The sequence below is a fragment of the Kitasatospora aureofaciens genome (genome assembly GCF_001188955.3).
Classification (GTDB): domain Bacteria; phylum Actinomycetota; class Actinomycetes; order Streptomycetales; family Streptomycetaceae; genus Kitasatospora; species Kitasatospora aureofaciens.
The window spans coordinates 82,080-100,260 of sequence record NZ_JPRF03000019.1; the positions used below are offsets into that span (position 1 = coordinate 82,080).

Here is an 18,181-nt window from a genome sequence, read left to right on the forward strand (position 1 = left end):
GATCGCGCCCTCGGTATGCTGGGCCCTCGTAGCCTGCCCGCGCAGACGGTAGATGAAGTCCGGACCCGGTAGGGGGAGACGGGCGGCAGGACTGAACCGGAGGGGCACGGCACCGTGTCGACCGTACACAGCTCGCCCGACAGCGGGATCCAGCGACCGACCGTGCCACCGGGGCCGGCCGGCGGGCGGGCGAGCCGCAACCCGCTCGTGCTGGCCGGCGGACTCGCGCTGTCCTGGCTGGTGCCGACCGGTCTGGTCACGCTCCATCTGGGCATCCTGCTGCTGCCGCTGCTGCTGGTCGCGACGGCCTCCGTGATCCGGGTCGGCGGGGTGCTGCTCGACCGGCTCTTCGTCGCCGCGCTGATCCTGTTCGGCGGCGTGCTGACCCTCGGCCTGGTCTTCTCGCTCTGGCCCTGGGGCCTGTCCCCGGTCGCCACCACCGGCACCATGTTCAGCGTGCTGACGGTGGCCGCCTGGGCCGCCCGGCGCGCCCCGCGGCTGCCGCTGCGCTTCCGCTGGTCCGACCTGCTGGTGGTGGGCACCTTCGGCGGGCTCTGGCACTACCTCTACCACCCGGTCGCCGGTGCGACGGCGGCCGAGCGGGTCGCGTTCTTCGCGACGTCGGAGGACCGGCTCTCGCACTTCTCCTTCTTCTCCGCCATCGAGGGCGTGGGCGGTTTCAACTTCTTCCACCAGGACGCGGCCAAGGCCTACCTCATGCCGCCGTCCGAGGTGACCTATCCGCAGGGCTCGCACTTCCTGCTGGCCTGGACGGACACGCTGGTCCACTCCGCCGCGAACCCCGGCGACATGCTCCAGACCATGAACCGGTACTTCCTGTACCTGCTCGTGGCGTACGCGCTGTTCTGCACCGCGCTGGTCTGGGCGGCACGGTGGATCGGCGGCCCGCGGCTGCGGGGCTGGCGGGCGGCGGCGGTGTGCGCGACCGTCGGCTCGATCATGTTCGCCAGCAACTACATGGACCTCCTGGTCCACGGCTTCGACTCGACCTTCATCGGCCTGCTGCTGATCGCGCTCTCCCTGGCGGTGCTGGTCCGGCCGGCGATGGGCCGCACCGAGTTCGTGCTGGCCGCCTCGGCCGGGCTGATCACCGTGACCTTCACGTACAACATCTACGGCGCGTTCGTCGGCGTGGCCCTGCTGGGCGCGCTGGTGGCGCACCGGCGCAAGTTCGCCGGGTACTGGTGGTGGACGCTCGGCGCGCTGCTGTGCGCGCTGGGCGTGGCCGCGCTGCCGAGCGTCCTGTCGGTCATGGGCAACCTGGACGTCGCGAGCGCCTCGAACATGAACGGCCCGAGCGTCGGGGCGGACCGCTCGGTACTCATCGGCGGCGGCCTGCTCGGTCTGTTGGCGGCGGCCATGCCGCGCAGTCGCCGCACGGCCACCGGCCAGGCCCACCTGGCGGTGCTGCTGGGCACCGGCGCGGTGCTCAGCGCCTTCGCCGCCTACCAGCTGCACAGCATCGGCCGGTACTCCTACTACTTCCACAAGATGACGGCCGTGGGCGTCGTGGTCGCGCTGATCTCGGTCGGCGCCGTCGGCGTCATGCTGCAGACGCCGTACCGGGGCACCAGCCGGGCACTGCCGCGGCGCCTGGGCGAGCTCGCCCTCTCCGGGCTGGCCGTCGCCGCCGCGCTCAGCATGTTCGCCAACGTGCAGTGGGGCTTCCTGGCCACCAAGGACAACCCGTCCGCCTGGTCCGGCAACCCACTGGTGGCCTGGGGCCGCGGCGAGTTCGAGAGTGACATGGGCCCCAAGGGCGTCGAGGCGCTGGCCCCGCTGCGCGGCACGGGTGGCCCGGTGATCGCCCTCGTCTCCAACGACGACTACAAGAACCTCAAGGCCACCTGGCTCGCCTCGCTGCTGAACCGGCGCGGCGGTGACATGAAGGCGCTGTACGAGATGCACTGGGTGGACATCGGCGGTCCCCAGGTCAAGGAGGAGGACTACCAGCGCTCCTTCGGCCGGCTCAAGGGCGCGATCGACATGCTCCCGGCCCCGCACCCGCCGGTGACCATCCTGACCGCGGACCGTGCGGTGGGTGACCGGATCAAGCGCGACCTGGCGAAGCAGGGGGTGAAGGCCACCGTGCTGAGCGACCCGGAGATGCTCTGGACGCAGCCCTGGGGCCGCACCTTCCCCGGGGTCTGACAGGACGACCGGCGGGGCACGCGCGTGCACTGAGCGTTTACGCCGACCCGCTACTATTCACAGCAATCGCACGGCCCGGTCGGCCTCGTGCGTGGACGTGTGGCATGGCCGGCCGGTGAATCGGTGGTCATGTGATGAAGAACCCGATCGCCAAGCTGCTTGGGGTGCTTCCCCCGGGGGCGCGGCTCGTGGTCGGTGGCACGGTCGTGCTCGGAGCCTCGGCGTACGTCTACATGGCGCTCGTGGGCTACAGCCTGAGCACCGTCGGCGCGGCCAGGGTGACGATGCTCTGGACCATCGTGATGTCCGTGGGGTGGGGGCTCTTCCAGCCGGTCGAGCTGGAGCTGACCCGACTGGTGGCCGCCCGCAAGGTCGCGGGGCACGGTGCGCTGCCCGCGGTGCGGCGGATGCTGCTGCTCGCCATGGCGATCCTGGTCGCGGTCTGCGGAGTGCTGGCCGTCGCCGCCCGCCCGATCGCCGACCAGTTGTTCAGCGGTGACCGCAGCCTGGTGGTCGCGCTGGCCGGCGGCCTGGCCGGCCTCGCGGTGAGCTCGGTCGCCCGCGGCGCGCTGGCGGGCCTGGGGCTGTTCGGCCCGTACGGCACCCAGCTGGCGGTCGACGGCGGCCTGCGGATAGGGCTGGCCGGTGTGGCGGCGGCGGTCGGCCTGCACTCGGCGATGGCCTTCGGCCTGATCCTGTTCGTCTCCCCGCTGCTGGCCTCGCTGATCGGCCTGCGCGACACCCTGGCCGACCGCACCCCGGGGCCCGAGGTCTCCTGGAAGCAGCTGACCGGAGGCCTCGGCCTGCTGATCGCCTCGGTCATGCTCAGCCAGCTGGTGGTCAACGCGACCGTGGTCTGCGTGCGCCTGCTCTCGCCGAAGCACTCCGAGGCCTCCGACGCGCTGGTCTTCGCGATCGGCCAGGCCGTGGTGATGGCCCGGGCGCCGCTGTTCGCCTACAGCGCCCTGCAGGCCTCGATGGTCTCCGCGCTCTCCGGCGCCGCCGCGGCCGGCAACCACGCCGAGTTCCGCAAGGTGCTGACCCGCACCACCGCGATCGTCGCCGCGATGTGTATCGGCGGCGGCCTGCCGGTGATCGTGCTCGGCTCCCGACTCAACCCGCTGCTGTTCAACGCGAAGGACGTGCTCGGACCACTGGACTTCGTCTGGCTGGTGTTCGGGACGCTCTGCTACGTCCTGGCGACGGTCTTCGGCCAGGCGTTGATGTCGAGCGCCCAGCACCGCCGCCAGCTGGTGGGCTGGACCGCCGGTTCCGTAGCATTGGTGGCTGTCGCGCTCGCTCCGGGTGACGTCGGCCTCCGCGCGGAGCTCGCCTACCTGGCCGGCTCGCTGGTCAGCGCGGTCCTGATGCTGTGGTCGCTCTACCGCGCGTTCCCGTCCCGTCCCGCCGCCGTCCCGTCCGACCGGTCCGCAGCAGAGCCGCTGCGGACGTCCTGAGGTGCGGGGGCCCGACGCCATGACCATCACCCATAGACAGACCCGAGGCACGGGCCGCCGTGCCGTTCGCGAAGCATGGAGCACCTGTGTCCGAGTATGACAACGTCTGGCTGGTGATCCCTGCCTACAACGAAGGCCAGGTGATCGCCGAGGTCGTGGAGGGGGCGCGCAAGACCTTCCCGAACATCGTGGTGGTGGACGACGGCTGCACCGACGACACGGCCCAGCACGTCATGACGACCGGCGCCCACCTGGTGCGGCACCCGGTCAACCTGGGGCAGGGCGCCGCGCTCCAGACCGGTCTGAAGTACGCCCTGGAGCAGGAGGGCGCAGAGTACTTCGCGACCTTCGACGCGGACGGCCAGCACCAGACCGCGGACGTCGAGAAGATGGTGGCGCTGCTGCGCGAGGGCGAGGCCGACATCGTGCTCGGCTCCCGCTTCATCGAGCAGACCGGCCAGGTGCCGTGGATCAAGCGCGTGGTGCTGCGCACCGCCGCCGCGGTCAGCCCGACGGCCCGCAAGCTCAAGCTCACCGACGCGCACAACGGTCTGCGCGTGATGAACCGCGAGGCCGCCAGCCGGATCAAGATCACCATGAACGGCATGGCGCACGCTTCGGAGATCGTTTCCTTCCTCGCCGGCTCGGACCTCCGGGTCGCCGAGGTCCCGGTGGACATCCTGTACACCGACTACTCGCGCGCCAAGGGCCAGTCCCTGATCAACGGCGTGAACATCCTCTTCGACATCTCGCTGCGGGAGCGTAACCGCCGATGAATCACCTCTGGATCCAGCTGATCCTGGTCGTGGCCGCGGTGGCCATGGCCCTCCTGTTCGTCCGGCGCTGGGACGCCGCGAACACCCGGGCGTGGAAGCGCATCGCCTTCGCGCTGTTCGTGATCGCCAACGTCGTCGCCATCCTGTGGCCGTCCGGCGTGACCAAGCTGGCCACCGCGCTCGGCGTCGGCCGCGGTACCGACCTGGTGCTCTACCTGATGGTGATCGCCATGGGCTTCCTCACCCTCAACACCTACCTGCGCTTCCGCTCGCTGGAGAAGAAGCTCACCGACCTGGCCCGCACCGTGGCCATCACCGAGGGCGTCCGCCACAACAGCGACCGCCTGGACACCCCGGTCGGCTCCGACCACTGACCGGCCGCCTCCCGCGCGGCACGGTGACGAGCACGAGGAGGGGGTCGCACCCGCTGGGTGCGGCCCCCTTCCGGCCGTACAGGGAAATCCGTCTTTCCGGAGACCGTCCTGAACCGGGCGGTCCACCACGACCGTCTTCCGGGGTATCGGCCCGCCGACCACGGCGGCCCGTGCACTGGTTCGCAGCGGTACCGCCCGGCGACCACCGGCCGGAAGCTGGTTGACTTGGCTCGCCCGGCGGCCGCGGCCGGGCGGCACCGAAGCATGATCCAGGACCAGGAGGTGCGGCGCTGCCATGAGCGTCGATTTCGTCATCCCGTACTACGGCGACCCGGAGTACCTGTTCGCCACCATCGACAGCATCCGGGCCCAGCACCAGCAGGACTGGCGGCTGACCGTGGTGGACGACCAGTACCCGGGCAACCGGGCGCTGGAGTACATCGAGGGCCTGAACGACGAGCGGATCCGCTACGTCCGCAACGAGGAGCGGCTCGGCCCCAACGGCAACACCTACAAGGCGTCCACCCTGGCCGAGCGCGAGTTCGTCTCGATGATGGGTGCCGACGACCTGCTGGAGCCGAACTACCTGGACGTCGTCCTGGAGCGGATGAAGGCCGACCCGAACGCGATCGCGGTCCAGCCGGGCGTGAAGGTGATGGACAGCGACGGGGTCCTGGTGCCGTCGCTCGGCATCGGCGACAAGGTCAAGCGCCGGATCGCCGCCCCGGCCCGCAAGGCCGGCCTGATCAGCGGCGAGGACGCGGTGAAGAGCCTGCTGTCCGGCAACTGGCTGTACACCCCGTCGCTCCTCTACCGGCAGTCCGCGCTGTCGAAGATCCCGTACCGCCCGGACATCGACGCCGTGCACGACCTGGCGTTCATGGTCGACATGCTGATGGAGGGCGGCAACCTGCTGGTCGACGAGCGCGAGGTGTTCCGCTACCGGCGCCACCAGGCCAGCGACTCCTCGACCCGGGTGAAGGACGGCAAGCGCTTCGACGAGGAGCTGCGCTACTACGGGCTGATCGCCAAGGAGCTGCGCGCCAAGGGCTGGAACGCGGCGGCCCGCTCGGCCGACCTGCACCTCTCCTCCCGGCTGCACGCCCTGATGGTGGCCGCCGGGCGCCTCGGTGCGGGGGACTTCGCCCACGCCGGCGCCATGGTCGGCCGCGCCGTCCGCAGCAGCTGACCGGGCGCCGAACGGGCGGAATTATCATGTCGGCTGATCCCGATCGCCGACCCACCATGCCACTCACCGGACGTGGCCATGCACGGAAGTGACTGACATGACTGATCTGGCCACCAGCCCGGTCGGCGGCTCCGAGGCGGAGCACCGGCAACCGGAGGGCGCGAGCGCGACCCGCCCCGGGCGGATGGACGGCCTGCTGGCACGCCCCTGGGCGGTCCGTTCGGCCGAGGCACTGGTCTCGATCGCGGCGGCGTTCGCCTTCACGCTGCTCTGCAGCCGCATCGACGTGAACCCGCTCAACCGGGTCGGCCAGGTCAGCGGTCTGGCGATGCTGCAGAAGTACGCCGCGGTGGTGGGCCTGCCAGTCCTCGCCGTGCTGCTCTACGCCGCCTACCGGGGCACCCTGGCCCGCTACCAGCTGGTCCAGCGGCTGGTCTGTGCGGCCGTCGCGGGCCTGGCCACCGGCGCGGTGGCCGGCGGCATCGCCGTGGCGCTGCACGGCACCCAGTGGGGCCTCGGCGGTCAGGAGGGCGACCCGGGCAACCTCATCGGCATGGCCAACGACATGCTGCGCGGCCAGGGCCTGCCCGGCGTCTACCCGCCCGGTTTCCCGGGGGTGCTGGCGATCTGGTCGAAGCTGTTCTACGGCGGCATCGGTGGCGGCGGCTACGCCATGAAGGACCTCCAGCTGATCTTCAGCGCGCTGGTCGGCCCGATGGCCTACCTGTCCTGGCGGCTGCTGCTGCGCCCGTTCTGGGCGCTGCTGGTGGCCGTCCCGGCCGCGATCCTGTTCCTGGACCCGATCCGGCCGTACAGCCACGTCACCATGCTGGTCATGGTGCCGATGCTGGCCGCGGCGCTGCGCGAGCTGCGCCGGGCGCACCAGCTGACCACCCGCTCCACCGTCTGGCGCGGTGTCGGCTTCGGCGTCTCGTTCGGCCTGATGTTCCTCTGGTACTCGGGCTGGTTCGTCTGGGCCGCGCCGGGGGTGCTGGTCCTGACGCTGTTCCTGGTGCCGTGGCGCAAGGGCGCCGCCCGGTTGAAGCCGGTGCTGCTGTTCCTGGCGGCGACCCTGGTCAGTGCCGCCGTGGTCGGCGCGCCGCTGCTGTACCAGCTGGTGCGGCTGGGGGCCGAGGCCAAGGACCGGTACGCCTACCTCTCGGTGTACATCGACCCGGCGTACGTCATGGGCTGGGCCTCGGACCGGGCCGGCGACCTGACCTACCACGACTTCCCGTGGCGCGGCGAGCTGGCCGGGCAGAGCGCCTACACCCTGCTGCTGCTGGCCGGTGTCGCGCTGGCGCTCGGCCTCGGGCTGCGCAGCATCGTGGTCCGGACCACCGCGGTCACCCTGGTCAGCGCCTGGCTGCTGCGGTACTGGTTCGCCTCCCACCTGGCCCAGGCCAAGGCCGTCCAGCTGTACCCGCGCACCACCTGGATCATCCTCTACGCGCTGATGATCCTCGCGGTGCTCGGCCTGATGTTCGTCGTCCAGCGGGGTACGGCCTGGCTGCGCACCGTCCAGCGCGTCGGCACCGACGGCGGGCCGGCCCCGCTGACCCTGCGCCCGGAGGTCACCGGCCGCCTGGTCGCCGGCGCGGTCTGCGCGGTGGCGCTCTTCGCCACCATGGCGGCCTCCTGGTCGGTGGACCGCTACATGCCGACCACCGACCCGAAGCTCCTGCCGAGCAGCGGCAGCCAGAACGTGGACATGGGCATCGACGCCTGGCGGGCGCACATCCTGGTGAACCGCGACGGCAAGTGCCCCAAGTTCGACCCGGCCGGCCCGCACGACTGCGCGCCGGTGAACAAGGGGCTCAAGGAGTACAACAACGGTCCCGACAAGGGCCAGTTGTGGTGCAGCAACGTGCCCGGTGACGCGTGGGCGCTGGTCTGCGGCACCAAGCGACCCTGGTGACGCGGCCGGGCGGCGGCAGCCGCCCGCTCTGACGGTCACCCCCTCGGGGCCGGTGAGGTACGCCTCACCGGCCCCGATTGGCATCCGGGCTGCTCCATGTGGCAGTATGTCCAAGTTGCTCGGTTGAGTGCCGATGCTGCGCGCCTCCCGCCGGGAGGACTGGAAGCGAGTCCCATGTACTCGTCGTTCCCGTGATGGCCGTCAAGCGTGAGTTCTACGCCGCGGCAGCTGCGGGGCGAAAGTACGGGAATCTTCCGGGAAGCGTGTGCGGGGCCTCGGCCCGGCCACCCCCCACCCCGAAAGTTCGAAACCGACGAAGTACTTCGCCGGTTTTTTGCAAGCGCGAGTGCGACACGCCCGAGCGCGGGGGTCGGAGGGGAGTCGTGAAGTGACTAAGGACAAAGGACTACTGAGTAGCCATGGCGGGACAGAAGATCCGCATCCGGCTCAAGGCCTACGACCACGAGGTCATCGACTCCTCGGCGAAGAAGATCGTCGAGACGGTGATCCGTACTGGTGCGCAGGTCGCGGGCCCGGTGCCGCTGCCCACTGAGAAGAACGTGTACTGCGTCATCCGCTCGCCGCACAAGTACAAGGACTCGCGCGAGCACTTCGAGATGCGTACTCACAAGCGTCTGATCGACATCCTCGACCCCACGCCGAAGACGGTTGACTCGCTCATGCGTCTCGACCTGCCGGCTGGCGTCGACATCGAGATCAAGCTCTGAGAGGCGCACCGAAGATGGCTAAGCAGATTAAGGGCATCCTGGGCGAGAAGCTCGGCATGACCCAGGTCTGGGACGAGAACAACCGGGTCGTCCCGGTGACCGTCGTCAAGGCTGGGCCGAATGTCGTGACCCAGGTCCACACCGCCGACAGCGCGGCCGGCTACAGCGCCGTCCAGCTCGGCTTCGGCGAGATCGACCCCCGCAAGGTGAACAAGCCCCTCGCGGGCCACTTCGCCAAGGCCGGTGTCACCCCGCGCCGCCACCTGGTCGAGATCCGTACCTCGGACGCGTCCGAGTACACCCTGGGCCAGGAGATCACCGCCGAGCTGTTCGAGGCGGGTGTCAAGGTCGACGTGACCGGCACCTCCAAGGGCAAGGGCTTCGCCGGTGTCATGAAGCGTCACAACTTCAAGGGTCTCGGCGCCGGTCACGGCACCCAGCGCAAGCACCGCTCGCCCGGTTCCATCGGTGGCTGCGCCACCCCGGGCCGTGTGTTCAAGGGCCTGCGCATGGCTGGTCGGATGGGCCACGAGCGTGTGACCACCCAGAACCTGACCGTGCACGCGGTCGACGCGGAGAAGGGCCTGCTGCTCATCAAGGGCGCCGTCCCGGGCCCGAACGGCGGCCTCGTCCTCGTCCGCACCGCGGCGAAGGGGCTGTGAAGGATATGAGCACCATTGACATCCTGTCGCCGGCTGGCGACAAGACCGGCAGCCTCGAGCTGCCGGCCGAGATCTTCGACGCGAAGGTCAGCGTTCCGCTGATGCACCAGGTCGTCGTGGCGCAGCTCGCTGCGGCCCGTCAGGGCACCCACAAGACCAAGACTCGTGGCGAGGTCCGCGGTGGCGGCAAGAAGCCGTACCGCCAGAAGGGCACCGGCCGCGCCCGTCAGGGCTCGACCCGTGCGCCGCAGTTCGCCGGCGGTGGCGTCGTGCACGGTCCCGTGCCGCGCGACTACTCGCAGCGGACCCCGAAGAAGATGATCGCCGCCGCCCTGCGCGGTGCACTCACCGACCGGGCCCGCCACAACCGCATTCACGTCGTCACCGGCGTGACCGCGACCGAGGCGCCGTCGACCAAGGCCGCCAAGGGCCTGTTCGGCAAGATCACCGACCGCAAGAACGTCCTCCTGGTCGTCGAGCGCTCGGACGAGCTGGGCCTGAAGTCCGCTCGCAACCTGCCGAACGTGCACATCCTGGACGCCGGTCAGCTGAACACCTACGACGTGCTCGTCTCCGACGATGTGGTCTTCACCCAGGCCGCCTTCGAGCGTTTCGTGGCCGGTCCGGCCGCGTCCGCCAAGGCCGTTGCCGCTGAGGGCGAGCTCGAAGGGAGCGCCGCCTGATGAGCGACGTTACGAGCAAGACGTTCACGGACCCCCGTGACGTCCTGGTGAAGCCGGTCATCTCGGAGAAGAGCTACTCGCTCCTCGACGAGAACAAGTACACGTTCATCGTGTCGCCGGGCGCCAACAAGACCCAGATCAAGCAGGCCGTCGAGGCGGTCTTCTCGGTCAAGGTCGAGGCTGTCAACACGATCAACCGTCAGGGCAAGCGCAAGCGCTCCAAGACGGGCTTTGGCAAGCGCAAGGACACCAAGCGCGCCATCGTGACGCTGGCCGAGGGCAACCGCATCGACATCTTCGGTGGTCCGGTCTCCTGAACAAGGAGATCGTGATCGTCGATTAGGACGAGGACGAGAGAGCCAAATGGGCATCCGCAAGTACAAGCCGACTACGCCGGGCCGTCGCGGCTCCAGCGTGGCCGACTTCGTAGAAATCACGCGGTCCACCCCGGAGAAGTCGCTGGTTCGCCCCCTGCACAGCAAGGGCGGCCGCAACAACGCCGGTCGTGTCACCGCTCGCCACCAGGGTGGCGGTCACAAGCGCGCCTACCGCGTGATCGACTTCCGTCGTCACGACAAGGACGGCGTGCCGGCCAAGGTCGCGCACATCGAGTACGACCCGAACCGCACCGCGCGCATCGCGCTCCTGCACTACGCGGACGGCGAGAAGCGCTACATCATCGCGCCGCGCGGCATCGCGCAGGGTGACCGGATCGAGAACGGCGCTGGCGCCGACATCAAGCCGGGCAACAACCTGCCGCTGCGCAACATCCCGGTCGGTACCACCATCCACGCCGTGGAGCTGCGTCCCGGTGGCGGTGCCAAGCTGGCCCGTTCCGCCGGTTCCGGCATCCAGCTGCTCGCCCGTGAGGGTCGCATGGCGCACCTGCGCATGCCCTCCGGTGAGATCCGCCTGGTGGACGCGCGCTGCCGCGCGACCGTCGGCGAGGTCGGCAACGCCGAGCAGTCGAACATCAACTGGGGCAAGGCCGGCCGCATGCGCTGGAAGGGCGTCCGCCCGACCGTGCGTGGTGTCGCCATGAACCCGATCGACCACCCGCACGGTGGTGGTGAGGGTAAGACCTCCGGTGGTCGCCACCCGGTCTCGCCGTGGGGTAAGCCCGAGGGCCGTACCCGTCGCCCGAACAAGGCGTCGGACAAGCTCATCGTGCGCCGCCGCAAGACCAACAAGAAGCGCTAGGAGCAGGTCAGATGCCGCGCAGTCTCAAGAAGGGCCCCTTCATCGACGGCCACCTCATCAAGAAGGTGGACGCTCAGAACGAGGCGGGTACCCAGAACGTCATCAAGACCTGGTCCCGTCGTTCCGTGATCTCCCCGAGCATGCTCGGCCACACGATCGCGGTTCACGATGGCCGTAAGCACGTCCCGGTGTTCGTCACCGAGTCGATGGTCGGCCACAAGCTCGGCGAGTTCGCTCCGACCCGCACCTTCCGCGGCCACGTCAAGGAAGACCGGAAGTCGAAGCGTCGCTAAGCCTGAGCTTGCGCGCCAAAAAGACTCAATGACTTACTCCATTAAGGGGACAACCATGGAAGCCAGGGCACAGGCGCGGTACATCCGCGTGACGCCCATGAAGGCCCGCCGCGTGGTGGACCTCATCCGTGGCATGAATGCCACGGAGGCCCAGGCCGTCCTGCGTTTCGCTCCGCAGGCCGCCACCGTGCCGGTCGGCAAGGTGCTCGACAGCGCCATTGCCAACGCCGCGCACAACTACAACCACTCCAACGTGGACGACCTCTACATCTCCGAGGCGTACGTTGACGAGGGCCCGACCCTGAAGCGGTTCCGCCCGCGTGCCCAGGGCCGTGCCTACCGGATCCGCAAGCGGACCAGCCACATCACCGTGGTCGTCAGCAGCAAGGAAGGGACCCGGTAATGGGCCAGAAGGTTAACCCGCACGGGTTCCGCCTCGGCATCAGCACGGACTTCAAGTCCCGCTGGTACGCCGACAAGCTGTACAAGGACTACGTCAAGGAAGACGTTGCCATTCGTCGCATGATGACGAAGGGCATGGAGCGCGCCGGCATCTCCAAGGTCGAGATCGAGCGCACCCGCGACCGAGTCCGCGTCGACATCCACACCGCTCGCCCCGGCATCGTCATCGGTCGCCGTGGCACCGAGGCCGACCGCATCCGCGGCGACCTCGAGAAGCTGACCGGCAAGCAGGTCCAGCTGAACATCCTCGAGGTCAAGAACCCCGAGCTGGACGCCCAGCTCGTGGCTCAGGGCGTCGCGGAGCAGCTGTCCTCCCGCGTCTCCTTCCGTCGTGCCATGCGCAAGTCGATGCAGGGCACCATGAAGTCCGGCGCCAAGGGCATCAAGGTCCAGTGCTCCGGTCGTCTCGGCGGCGCCGAGATGAGCCGTTCGGAGTTCTACCGCGAGGGCCGTGTGCCGCTGCACACCCTGCGCGCGAACGTCGACTACGGCTTCTTCGAGGCCAAGACCACCTTCGGCCGCATCGGCGTGAAGGTCTGGATCTACAAGGGCGACGTCAAGAACATCGCCGAGGTCCGCGCTGAGAACGCCGCTGCCCGCTCGGGCAACCGCCCGGCCCGTCCCGAGGGTGGTCGTCCCGCCCGCGGTGGCGAGCGCCGTGGTGGCGAGCGCGGTGGCCGTGGCCGTCGTCCCGCCGCTGCCGAGGCCCCCGCGGCCGCGGCCGTCGAGGCTCCGGCTGCTGAGAACACCGGAACGGAGGCCTGACCCAAATGCTGATCCCCCGTCGGGTCAAGCACCGCAAGCAGCACCACCCGAAGCGCCGTGGCGCTGCCAAGGGTGGCACCGAGCTGGCGTTCGGCCAGTTCGGCATCCAGGCCGTGACCCCGGCCTACGTGACGAACCGTCAGATCGAGTCCGCTCGTATCGCGATCACCCGTCACATCCGTCGTGGCGGCAAGGTCTGGATCAACATCTACCCGGACCGTCCGCTCACCAAGAAGCCGGCCGAGACCCGCATGGGTTCCGGTAAGGGTTCGCCGGAGTGGTGGATCGCGAACGTGCACCCGGGTCGGGTCATGTTCGAGCTGTCGTACCCGAACGAGAAGGTTGCTCGCGAGGCGCTCACCCGCGCCGCGCACAAGCTGCCGATGAAGTGCCGGATCGTCCGGCGCGAGGACGGTGAGAGCTGATGTCGGCCGCTACCAAGGCTGCTGAGCTTCGCTCGCTGGACAACGAGGGTCTCGTTGCCAAGCTGCGCGAGGCCAAGGAGGAGCTGTTCAACCTCCGCTTCCAGGCGGCGACCGGGCAGCTCGACAACCACGGACGGCTCAAGCTCGTCCGCAAGGACATCGCGCGGATCTACACCCTGATGCGCGAGCGCGAGCTGGGCATCGAGACGGTGGAGAACGCCTGATGACTGAGAACACCAACGAGACGCGCGGTTTCCGCAAGACCCGTGAGGGTCTCGTCGTCAGCGACAAGATGGACAAGACCGTCGTCGTCGCCGTCGAGGACCGCGTCAAGCACGCTCTGTACGGCAAGGTCATCCGCCGTACGAACAAGCTGAAGGCGCACGACGAGCAGAACGCGTGCGGCGTGGGCGACCGGGTCCTCCTCGCGGAGACCCGCCCGCTGTCCGCGACGAAGCGCTGGCGCGTCGTCGAGATCCTCGAGAAGGCCAAGTAACGAAGCCGATGAGGTACGGCCGTATGTGCACCGGGTCCCTGGACGCCGGTGTGAGCAGCGGCCGGCCCGTCGACTCTCGTTGACGATCAGGAGAAAGCTGTGATCCAGCAGGAGTCGCGACTGCGTGTTGCCGACAACACTGGTGCCAAGGAGATCCTTTGCATCCGTGTTCTCGGTGGCTCCGGTCGCCGCTACGCCGGAATCGGGGACGTCATCGTCGCGACCGTCAAGGACGCGATCCCCGGTGGTTCGGTGAAGAAGGGTGACGTCGTCAAGTGCGTCGTCGTCCGCACCGTCAAGGAGCGCCGCCGTCCGGATGGCTCGTACATCCGCTTCGACGAGAACGCCGCTGTCGTGCTGAAGAACACCGAGGGTGACCCCCGTGGCACCCGCATCTTCGGCCCGGTCGGCCGCGAGCTGCGCGACAAGAAGTTCATGAAGATCATCTCGCTGGCGCCGGAGGTGCTCTAACCCATGGCGAACAGCATGAAGATCAAGAAGGGTGACCTGGTCCAGGTCATCACCGGCAAGGACAAGGGCAAGCAGGGCAAGGTCATCCAGGCCATGCCGGCTGAGAACAAGGTCCTGGTCGAGGGTGTCAACCGGGTCAAGAAGCACACCAAGCCGGGTCCGGGTACCCAGGGTGGCATCGTGACCGTCGAGGCCCCGGTGCACGTCTCCAACGTCCAGCTGGTCGTGGAGAAGGACGGCAAGAAGGTCGTCACCCGCGTCGGTTACCGCTTCGACGACCAGGGCAACAAGATCCGCGTTGCCAAGCGGACCGGTGAGGACATCTGATGTCTGAGACGACTGTTGAGAAGGTGGCCCCCCGCCTCAAGGAGCGTTACAACTCCGAGATCAAGGGCCAGCTGCAGGAGCAGTTCTCGTACGAGAACGTCATGCTGATCCCCGGCCTGGTCAAGGTCGTGGTCAACATGGGTGTCGGCGAGGCCGCCCGTGACAGCAAGCTGATCGAGGGCGCGATCCGCGACCTGACCGCGATCACCGGTCAGAAGCCGGCCGTGACCAAGGCTCGCAAGTCCATCGCGCAGTTCAAGCTGCGCGAGGGCCAGCCGATCGGCACCCACGTCACCCTTCGCGGTGACCGCATGTGGGAGTTCCTGGACCGTCTGGTTTCGCTGGCCCTGCCGCGAATCCGTGACTTCCGTGGTCTCTCCCCGAAGCAGTTCGACGGCCGTGGCAACTACACCTTCGGTCTGACCGAGCAGGTTATGTTCCACGAGATCGACCAGGACAAGGTCGACCGTCAGCGCGGTATGGACATCACCGTCGTGACCACCGCTCAGACCGACGACGAGGGCCGGGCGCTCCTGCGCGCTCTGGGCTTCCCGTTCAAGGAGGCGTGAGCCAATGGCGAAGAAGTCCCTCATCGCGAAGTCCGAGCGCAAGCCGAAGTTCGGCGTCCGGGCCTACACCCGGTGCCAGCGCTGCGGCCGTCCGCACTCGGTGTACCGCAAGTTCGGCCTGTGCCGTGTCTGCCTCCGTGAGATGGCGCACCGCGGCGAGCTGCCGGGCGTGACCAAGAGCTCCTGGTAGTCCCAGAGCTCTAGGCACACAGCGAAGCAGAGGTGCCCGATCCCACACCGCCCGCCGAAGTCACAATGCTGAGGTTTGGGCTGCCGTACGGATTCCCGTAAGGTAGTGGGGTCGGGCCCCCTGCCACGGCTTCCCCATGGACGTCCGTGGCCCTCTTCTGGGAGGGCTCGCACCCAGTCTTACTACGTCGTAGGTCCCCTGCGCTTGTGCCCCTGACGAACTCGGAAGAGTGCGGAAGGGGGACCTGGCGCGGAGAAACCACGGCGAGAGAGGCCTGAGGCCATCATGACCATGACCGACCCCATCGCAGACATGCTCACGCGTCTGCGTAACGCGAACTCGGCGTACCACGACTCCGTGGCGATGCCGGCGAGCAAGATCAAGGCGCACGTCGCCCAGATCCTGCAGCAGGAGGGTTACATCTCCTCCTACAAGGTTGAGGAGCCCGCTGAGGGCGAGGTCGGCAAGAAGCTGACCATCGAGCTCAAGTTCGGCCCCAACCGTGAGCGCTCCATTGCCGGCATCAAGCGCATCAGCAAGCCGGGTCTGCGCGTTTACGCAAAGTCCACCAACCTGCCGAAGGTGCTCGGCGGCCTGGGCGTGGCGATCATCTCCACGTCGTCCGGCCTCCTGACCGACAAGCAGGCCGCCAAGAAGGGCGTAGGCGGAGAAGTTCTCGCCTACGTCTGGTAATTCGGGAAACGGAGGTACAGCAATGTCGCGCATTGGACGGCTGCCCATCCAGGTCCCCGCTGGCGTGGACGTCACCATCGATGGCCAGACGGTCGCGGTGAAGGGCCCCAAGGGTTCCCTCACCCACGTTGTCGCTGAGCCGATCGAGATCGGCAAGGGCGAGGACGGCACCGTGCTCGTCACCCGCCCGAACGACGAGCGTCGCTCGAAGGCCCTGCACGGCCTGACCCGCACGCTGGTGGCGAACATGATCACCGGCGTGACCGCGGGCTACCGCAAGTCGCTGGAGATCAGCGGTGTCGGCTACCGAGTCACGGCGAAGGGCTCCGACATGGAGTTCGCGCTGGGCTACAGCCACCCGATCCTGATCACCGCGCCGGAGGGCATCTCCTTCGTCGTCGAGTCGCCCACCAAGTTCCACGTGGACGGCATCGACAAGCAGAAGGTCGGCGAGATCGCCGCCAACATCCGCAAGCTGCGCAAGCCCGACCCGTACAAGGCCAAGGGTGTCAAGTACGCGGGCGAGGTCATCCGCCGCAAGGTCGGAAAGAGTGGTAAGTAAGCGATGAGTGTCTCTGTCAAGATCGGCAAGGGCAACGCCTACAAGAGCGCCGCTCGCAAGCGCCGCGCGATCCGCGTTCGCAAGCGCGTCGTCGGCACCGAGGTGCGTCCGCGCCTCGTCGTGACGCGCTCGAACCGTCACATGGTCGCCCAGGTCATCGACGACGCCAAGGGTCACACCCTGGCGTCGGCGTCCACCCTCGACGTGTCCATCAAGGGCGCCGAGGGCGACAAGACCGAGCTGGCCAAGAAGGTCGGGAGCCTGGTCGCCGAGCGCGCCAAGGCCGCCGGCATCGAGTCGGTCGTCTTCGACCGCGCGGGCAACCGGTACGCCGGCCGCATCGCCGCCCTGGCGGACGCGGCTCGCGAGGCCGGGCTCGACTTCTAAGCCGCTCGTCGACTCTGTCGACGGACGTAAACGAGAGAGGTAATTCCAATGGCTGGACCCCAGCGCCGCGAAGGCGGCGCCGGTCGCGGCACGGGTGGCGAGCGGCGCGACCGTAAGCGTGACGGTCAGGGCAACGCCCAGGCTGTCGAGAAGACCGCTTACGTCGAGCGCGTCGTCGCGATCAACCGTGTCGCCAAGGTTGTCAAGGGTGGCCGTCGCTTCAGCTTCACCGCGCTCGTCGTGGTGGGCGATGGCGAGGGCACCGTGGGTGTCGGTTACGGCAAGGCGAAGGAGGTTCCGGCCGCCATCGCCAAGGGTGTTGAGGAGGCCAAGAAGAACTTCTTCCGCGTCCCCCGTATCCAGGGCACCATCCCCCACCCGATCCAGGGTGAGAAGGCCGCCGGCGTCGTGCTGCTGAAGCCCGCCGCCCCCGGTACCGGTGTTATCGCCGGTGGTCCGGTGCGCGCCGTCCTGGAGTGCGCCGGCATCCACGACATCCTGTCGAAGTCGCTCGGCTCGGACAACGCGATCAACATCGTGCACGCCACCGTGGCTGCTCTGAAGGGCCTCGTCCGCCCCGAGGAGATCGCCGCCCGTCGTGGCCTGCCGCTGGAGGACGTGGCCCCCGCCGCTCTGCTGCGGGCGCGTGCTGCTGGGGTGAGCGCCTGATGGCTCGCCTGAAGATCACGCAGACCAAGTCGTACATCGGCAGCAAGCAGAACCACCGTGACACCCTGCGTTCGCTCGGCCTGAAGCGCATGCACGACGTCGTGGTGAAGGAGGACCGTCCCGAGATCCGCGGGATGGCCCACACGGTCCGTCACCTGGTGACGGTTGAGGAGGTGGACTGATCATGGGCGACAACCCGATCAAGATCCACAACCTGCGTCCCGCCCCGGGTGCCAAGACCGACAAGATCCGCGTGGGTCGTGGTGAGGGCTCCAAGGGTAAGACCGCCGGTCGTGGTACCAAGGGCACCAAGGCCCGCTACCAGGTTCCGCAGCGCTTCGAGGGTGGCCAGATGCCGCTCCACATGCGCCTGCCGAAGCTGAAGGGCTTCAAGAACCCGTTCAAGATCACGTTCCAGGTCGTCAACCTCGACAAGCTGGCCGAGCTCTACCCGCAGGGTGGCGAGGTCACGGTCGAGGACCTGGTCGCCAAGGGCGCGGTTCGCAAGAACTCCCTCGTCAAGGTGCTCGGCACCGGCGAGGTCTCGGTTGCGCTGCAGGTGACGGTCGACGCCGTCTCCGGCTCGGCCGCCGAGAAGATCAAGGCCGCCGGCGGTACGGTCACCGAGCTCGTCTGAGCCCGCTGAACCCGCCGACAACCGGCTTCGAGCCCCGCACCTCCTCCGGGAGGTGCGGGGCTCGTGCCTTTACCGG

At 68.5% G+C, this 18,181-nt stretch carries 27 protein-coding genes; all 27 read left to right on the forward strand.

Going from position 1 to position 18,181, the window contains the following annotated elements; genetic code table 11:
• Positions 1-114: 114 nt before the first annotated feature.
• The 27 genes from HS99_RS11700 to rplO all read left to right on the forward strand — a co-directional run bounded on the left by HS99_RS11700 (position 115) and on the right by rplO (position 18,105).
• Entirely contained in the window at positions 115-2,172 is a 2,058-nt protein-coding gene (locus HS99_RS11700; protein ID WP_030553958.1) for a hypothetical protein, read from the forward strand.
• A 134-nt stretch (positions 2,173-2,306) separates the two neighbouring features.
• Complete coding sequence (locus HS99_RS11705) at positions 2,307-3,629, forward strand: hypothetical protein (RefSeq protein WP_030280751.1); 1,323 nt, start codon at positions 2,307-2,309, stop codon at positions 3,627-3,629.
• A gap of 86 nt (positions 3,630-3,715) precedes the next feature.
• Positions 3,716-4,405 (forward strand): glycosyltransferase family 2 protein, encoded by a 690-nt coding sequence (locus HS99_RS11710; protein WP_030280753.1) that lies wholly within the window; start codon positions 3,716-3,718, stop codon positions 4,403-4,405.
• Positions 4,402-4,779: a DUF2304 domain-containing protein gene (locus HS99_RS11715; RefSeq protein ID WP_030280755.1), complete on the forward strand. Its 378-nt coding sequence runs from the start codon at positions 4,402-4,404 to the stop codon at positions 4,777-4,779. Before HS99_RS11710 ends, HS99_RS11715 begins: the two co-directional genes overlap by 4 nt.
• Positions 4,780-5,074: 295 nt before the next feature.
• On the forward strand, positions 5,075-5,968 hold the full coding sequence (locus HS99_RS11720) for a glycosyltransferase family 2 protein (RefSeq protein WP_046385840.1): 894 nt from the start codon (positions 5,075-5,077) through the stop codon (positions 5,966-5,968).
• A gap of 97 nt (positions 5,969-6,065) precedes the next feature.
• Positions 6,066-7,886, forward strand: a complete 1,821-nt coding sequence (locus tag HS99_RS11725; protein ID WP_030280760.1) for a glycosyltransferase family protein — start codon at positions 6,066-6,068, stop codon at positions 7,884-7,886.
• 419 nt (positions 7,887-8,305) lie between these two features.
• Entirely contained in the window at positions 8,306-8,614 is a 309-nt protein-coding gene (gene rpsJ, locus HS99_RS11730) for a 30S ribosomal protein S10 (RefSeq protein WP_012785157.1), read from the forward strand.
• A 14-nt stretch (positions 8,615-8,628) separates the two neighbouring features.
• Entirely contained in the window at positions 8,629-9,276 is a 648-nt protein-coding gene (rplC, locus tag HS99_RS11735; protein ID WP_030280762.1) for a 50S ribosomal protein L3, read from the forward strand.
• A gap of 5 nt (positions 9,277-9,281) precedes the next feature.
• Positions 9,282-9,959 (forward strand): 50S ribosomal protein L4, encoded by a 678-nt coding sequence (gene rplD / locus HS99_RS11740; RefSeq protein WP_030280765.1) that lies wholly within the window; start codon positions 9,282-9,284, stop codon positions 9,957-9,959.
• A complete protein-coding gene (gene rplW, locus HS99_RS11745; RefSeq protein ID WP_030280768.1) occupies positions 9,959-10,276 on the forward strand; it encodes a 50S ribosomal protein L23 in 318 nt (105 codons plus the stop codon). Before rplD ends, rplW begins: the two co-directional genes overlap by 1 nt.
• 46 nt (positions 10,277-10,322) lie before the next feature.
• Complete coding sequence (gene rplB, locus HS99_RS11750; RefSeq protein WP_030280770.1) at positions 10,323-11,159, forward strand: 50S ribosomal protein L2; 837 nt, start codon at positions 10,323-10,325, stop codon at positions 11,157-11,159.
• Positions 11,160-11,170: 11 nt separating this feature from the next.
• Positions 11,171-11,452: a 30S ribosomal protein S19 gene (rpsS, locus tag HS99_RS11755; RefSeq protein ID WP_030280772.1), complete on the forward strand. Its 282-nt coding sequence runs from the start codon at positions 11,171-11,173 to the stop codon at positions 11,450-11,452.
• Positions 11,453-11,507: 55 nt separating this feature from the next.
• Entirely contained in the window at positions 11,508-11,855 is a 348-nt protein-coding gene (gene rplV, locus HS99_RS11760; RefSeq protein ID WP_030280773.1) for a 50S ribosomal protein L22, read from the forward strand.
• The gene (gene rpsC / locus HS99_RS11765) at positions 11,855-12,679 is read left to right on the forward strand and encodes a 30S ribosomal protein S3 (protein WP_030280775.1); all 825 of its coding nucleotides are present in this window, start codon (positions 11,855-11,857) and stop codon (positions 12,677-12,679) included. The genes rplV and rpsC overlap by 1 nt, the downstream gene beginning before the upstream one ends.
• Positions 12,680-12,684: 5 nt before the next feature.
• Entirely contained in the window at positions 12,685-13,104 is a 420-nt protein-coding gene (gene rplP / locus HS99_RS11770) for a 50S ribosomal protein L16 (RefSeq protein WP_030232476.1), read from the forward strand.
• Positions 13,104-13,328 carry a 50S ribosomal protein L29 gene (gene rpmC / locus HS99_RS11775; RefSeq protein ID WP_030232478.1) on the forward strand — a complete coding sequence of 75 codons (225 nt, stop codon included), beginning with the start codon at positions 13,104-13,106 and terminating at the stop codon, positions 13,326-13,328. The genes rplP and rpmC overlap by 1 nt, the downstream gene beginning before the upstream one ends.
• The gene (rpsQ, locus tag HS99_RS11780; protein ID WP_030280777.1) at positions 13,328-13,600 is read left to right on the forward strand and encodes a 30S ribosomal protein S17; all 273 of its coding nucleotides are present in this window, start codon (positions 13,328-13,330) and stop codon (positions 13,598-13,600) included. The genes rpmC and rpsQ overlap by 1 nt, the downstream gene beginning before the upstream one ends.
• A gap of 99 nt (positions 13,601-13,699) precedes the next feature.
• Positions 13,700-14,071 (forward strand): 50S ribosomal protein L14, encoded by a 372-nt coding sequence (gene rplN / locus HS99_RS11785; protein WP_030232481.1) that lies wholly within the window; start codon positions 13,700-13,702, stop codon positions 14,069-14,071.
• Positions 14,072-14,086: 15 nt separating this feature from the next.
• Positions 14,087-14,398 carry a 50S ribosomal protein L24 gene (gene rplX, locus HS99_RS11790; protein ID WP_030263484.1) on the forward strand — a complete coding sequence of 104 codons (312 nt, stop codon included), beginning with the start codon at positions 14,087-14,089 and terminating at the stop codon, positions 14,396-14,398.
• Positions 14,398-14,967 carry a 50S ribosomal protein L5 gene (gene rplE / locus HS99_RS11795; protein WP_030280779.1) on the forward strand — a complete coding sequence of 190 codons (570 nt, stop codon included), beginning with the start codon at positions 14,398-14,400 and terminating at the stop codon, positions 14,965-14,967. The genes rplX and rplE overlap by 1 nt, the downstream gene beginning before the upstream one ends.
• A gap of 4 nt (positions 14,968-14,971) precedes the next feature.
• Positions 14,972-15,157 (forward strand): type Z 30S ribosomal protein S14, encoded by a 186-nt coding sequence (locus tag HS99_RS11800; protein WP_030055830.1) that lies wholly within the window; start codon positions 14,972-14,974, stop codon positions 15,155-15,157.
• A 285-nt stretch (positions 15,158-15,442) separates the two neighbouring features.
• A complete protein-coding gene (gene rpsH / locus HS99_RS11805) occupies positions 15,443-15,850 on the forward strand; it encodes a 30S ribosomal protein S8 (protein WP_030280781.1) in 408 nt (135 codons plus the stop codon).
• A gap of 22 nt (positions 15,851-15,872) precedes the next feature.
• Positions 15,873-16,412, forward strand: coding sequence for a 50S ribosomal protein L6 (gene rplF, locus HS99_RS11810; protein WP_030280782.1), 540 nt, complete (start codon positions 15,873-15,875; stop codon positions 16,410-16,412).
• A 3-nt stretch (positions 16,413-16,415) separates the two neighbouring features.
• On the forward strand, positions 16,416-16,799 hold the full coding sequence (rplR, locus tag HS99_RS11815) for a 50S ribosomal protein L18 (protein WP_030280785.1): 384 nt from the start codon (positions 16,416-16,418) through the stop codon (positions 16,797-16,799).
• A 48-nt stretch (positions 16,800-16,847) separates the two neighbouring features.
• Entirely contained in the window at positions 16,848-17,468 is a 621-nt protein-coding gene (gene rpsE, locus HS99_RS11820) for a 30S ribosomal protein S5 (protein ID WP_030280788.1), read from the forward strand.
• Positions 17,468-17,650 (forward strand): 50S ribosomal protein L30, encoded by a 183-nt coding sequence (rpmD, locus tag HS99_RS11825; RefSeq protein ID WP_030055835.1) that lies wholly within the window; start codon positions 17,468-17,470, stop codon positions 17,648-17,650. Before rpsE ends, rpmD begins: the two co-directional genes overlap by 1 nt.
• Before the next feature lie 2 nt (positions 17,651-17,652).
• The gene (gene rplO, locus HS99_RS11830) at positions 17,653-18,105 is read left to right on the forward strand and encodes a 50S ribosomal protein L15 (RefSeq protein ID WP_030280790.1); all 453 of its coding nucleotides are present in this window, start codon (positions 17,653-17,655) and stop codon (positions 18,103-18,105) included.
• Positions 18,106-18,181: the final 76 nt, after the last annotated feature.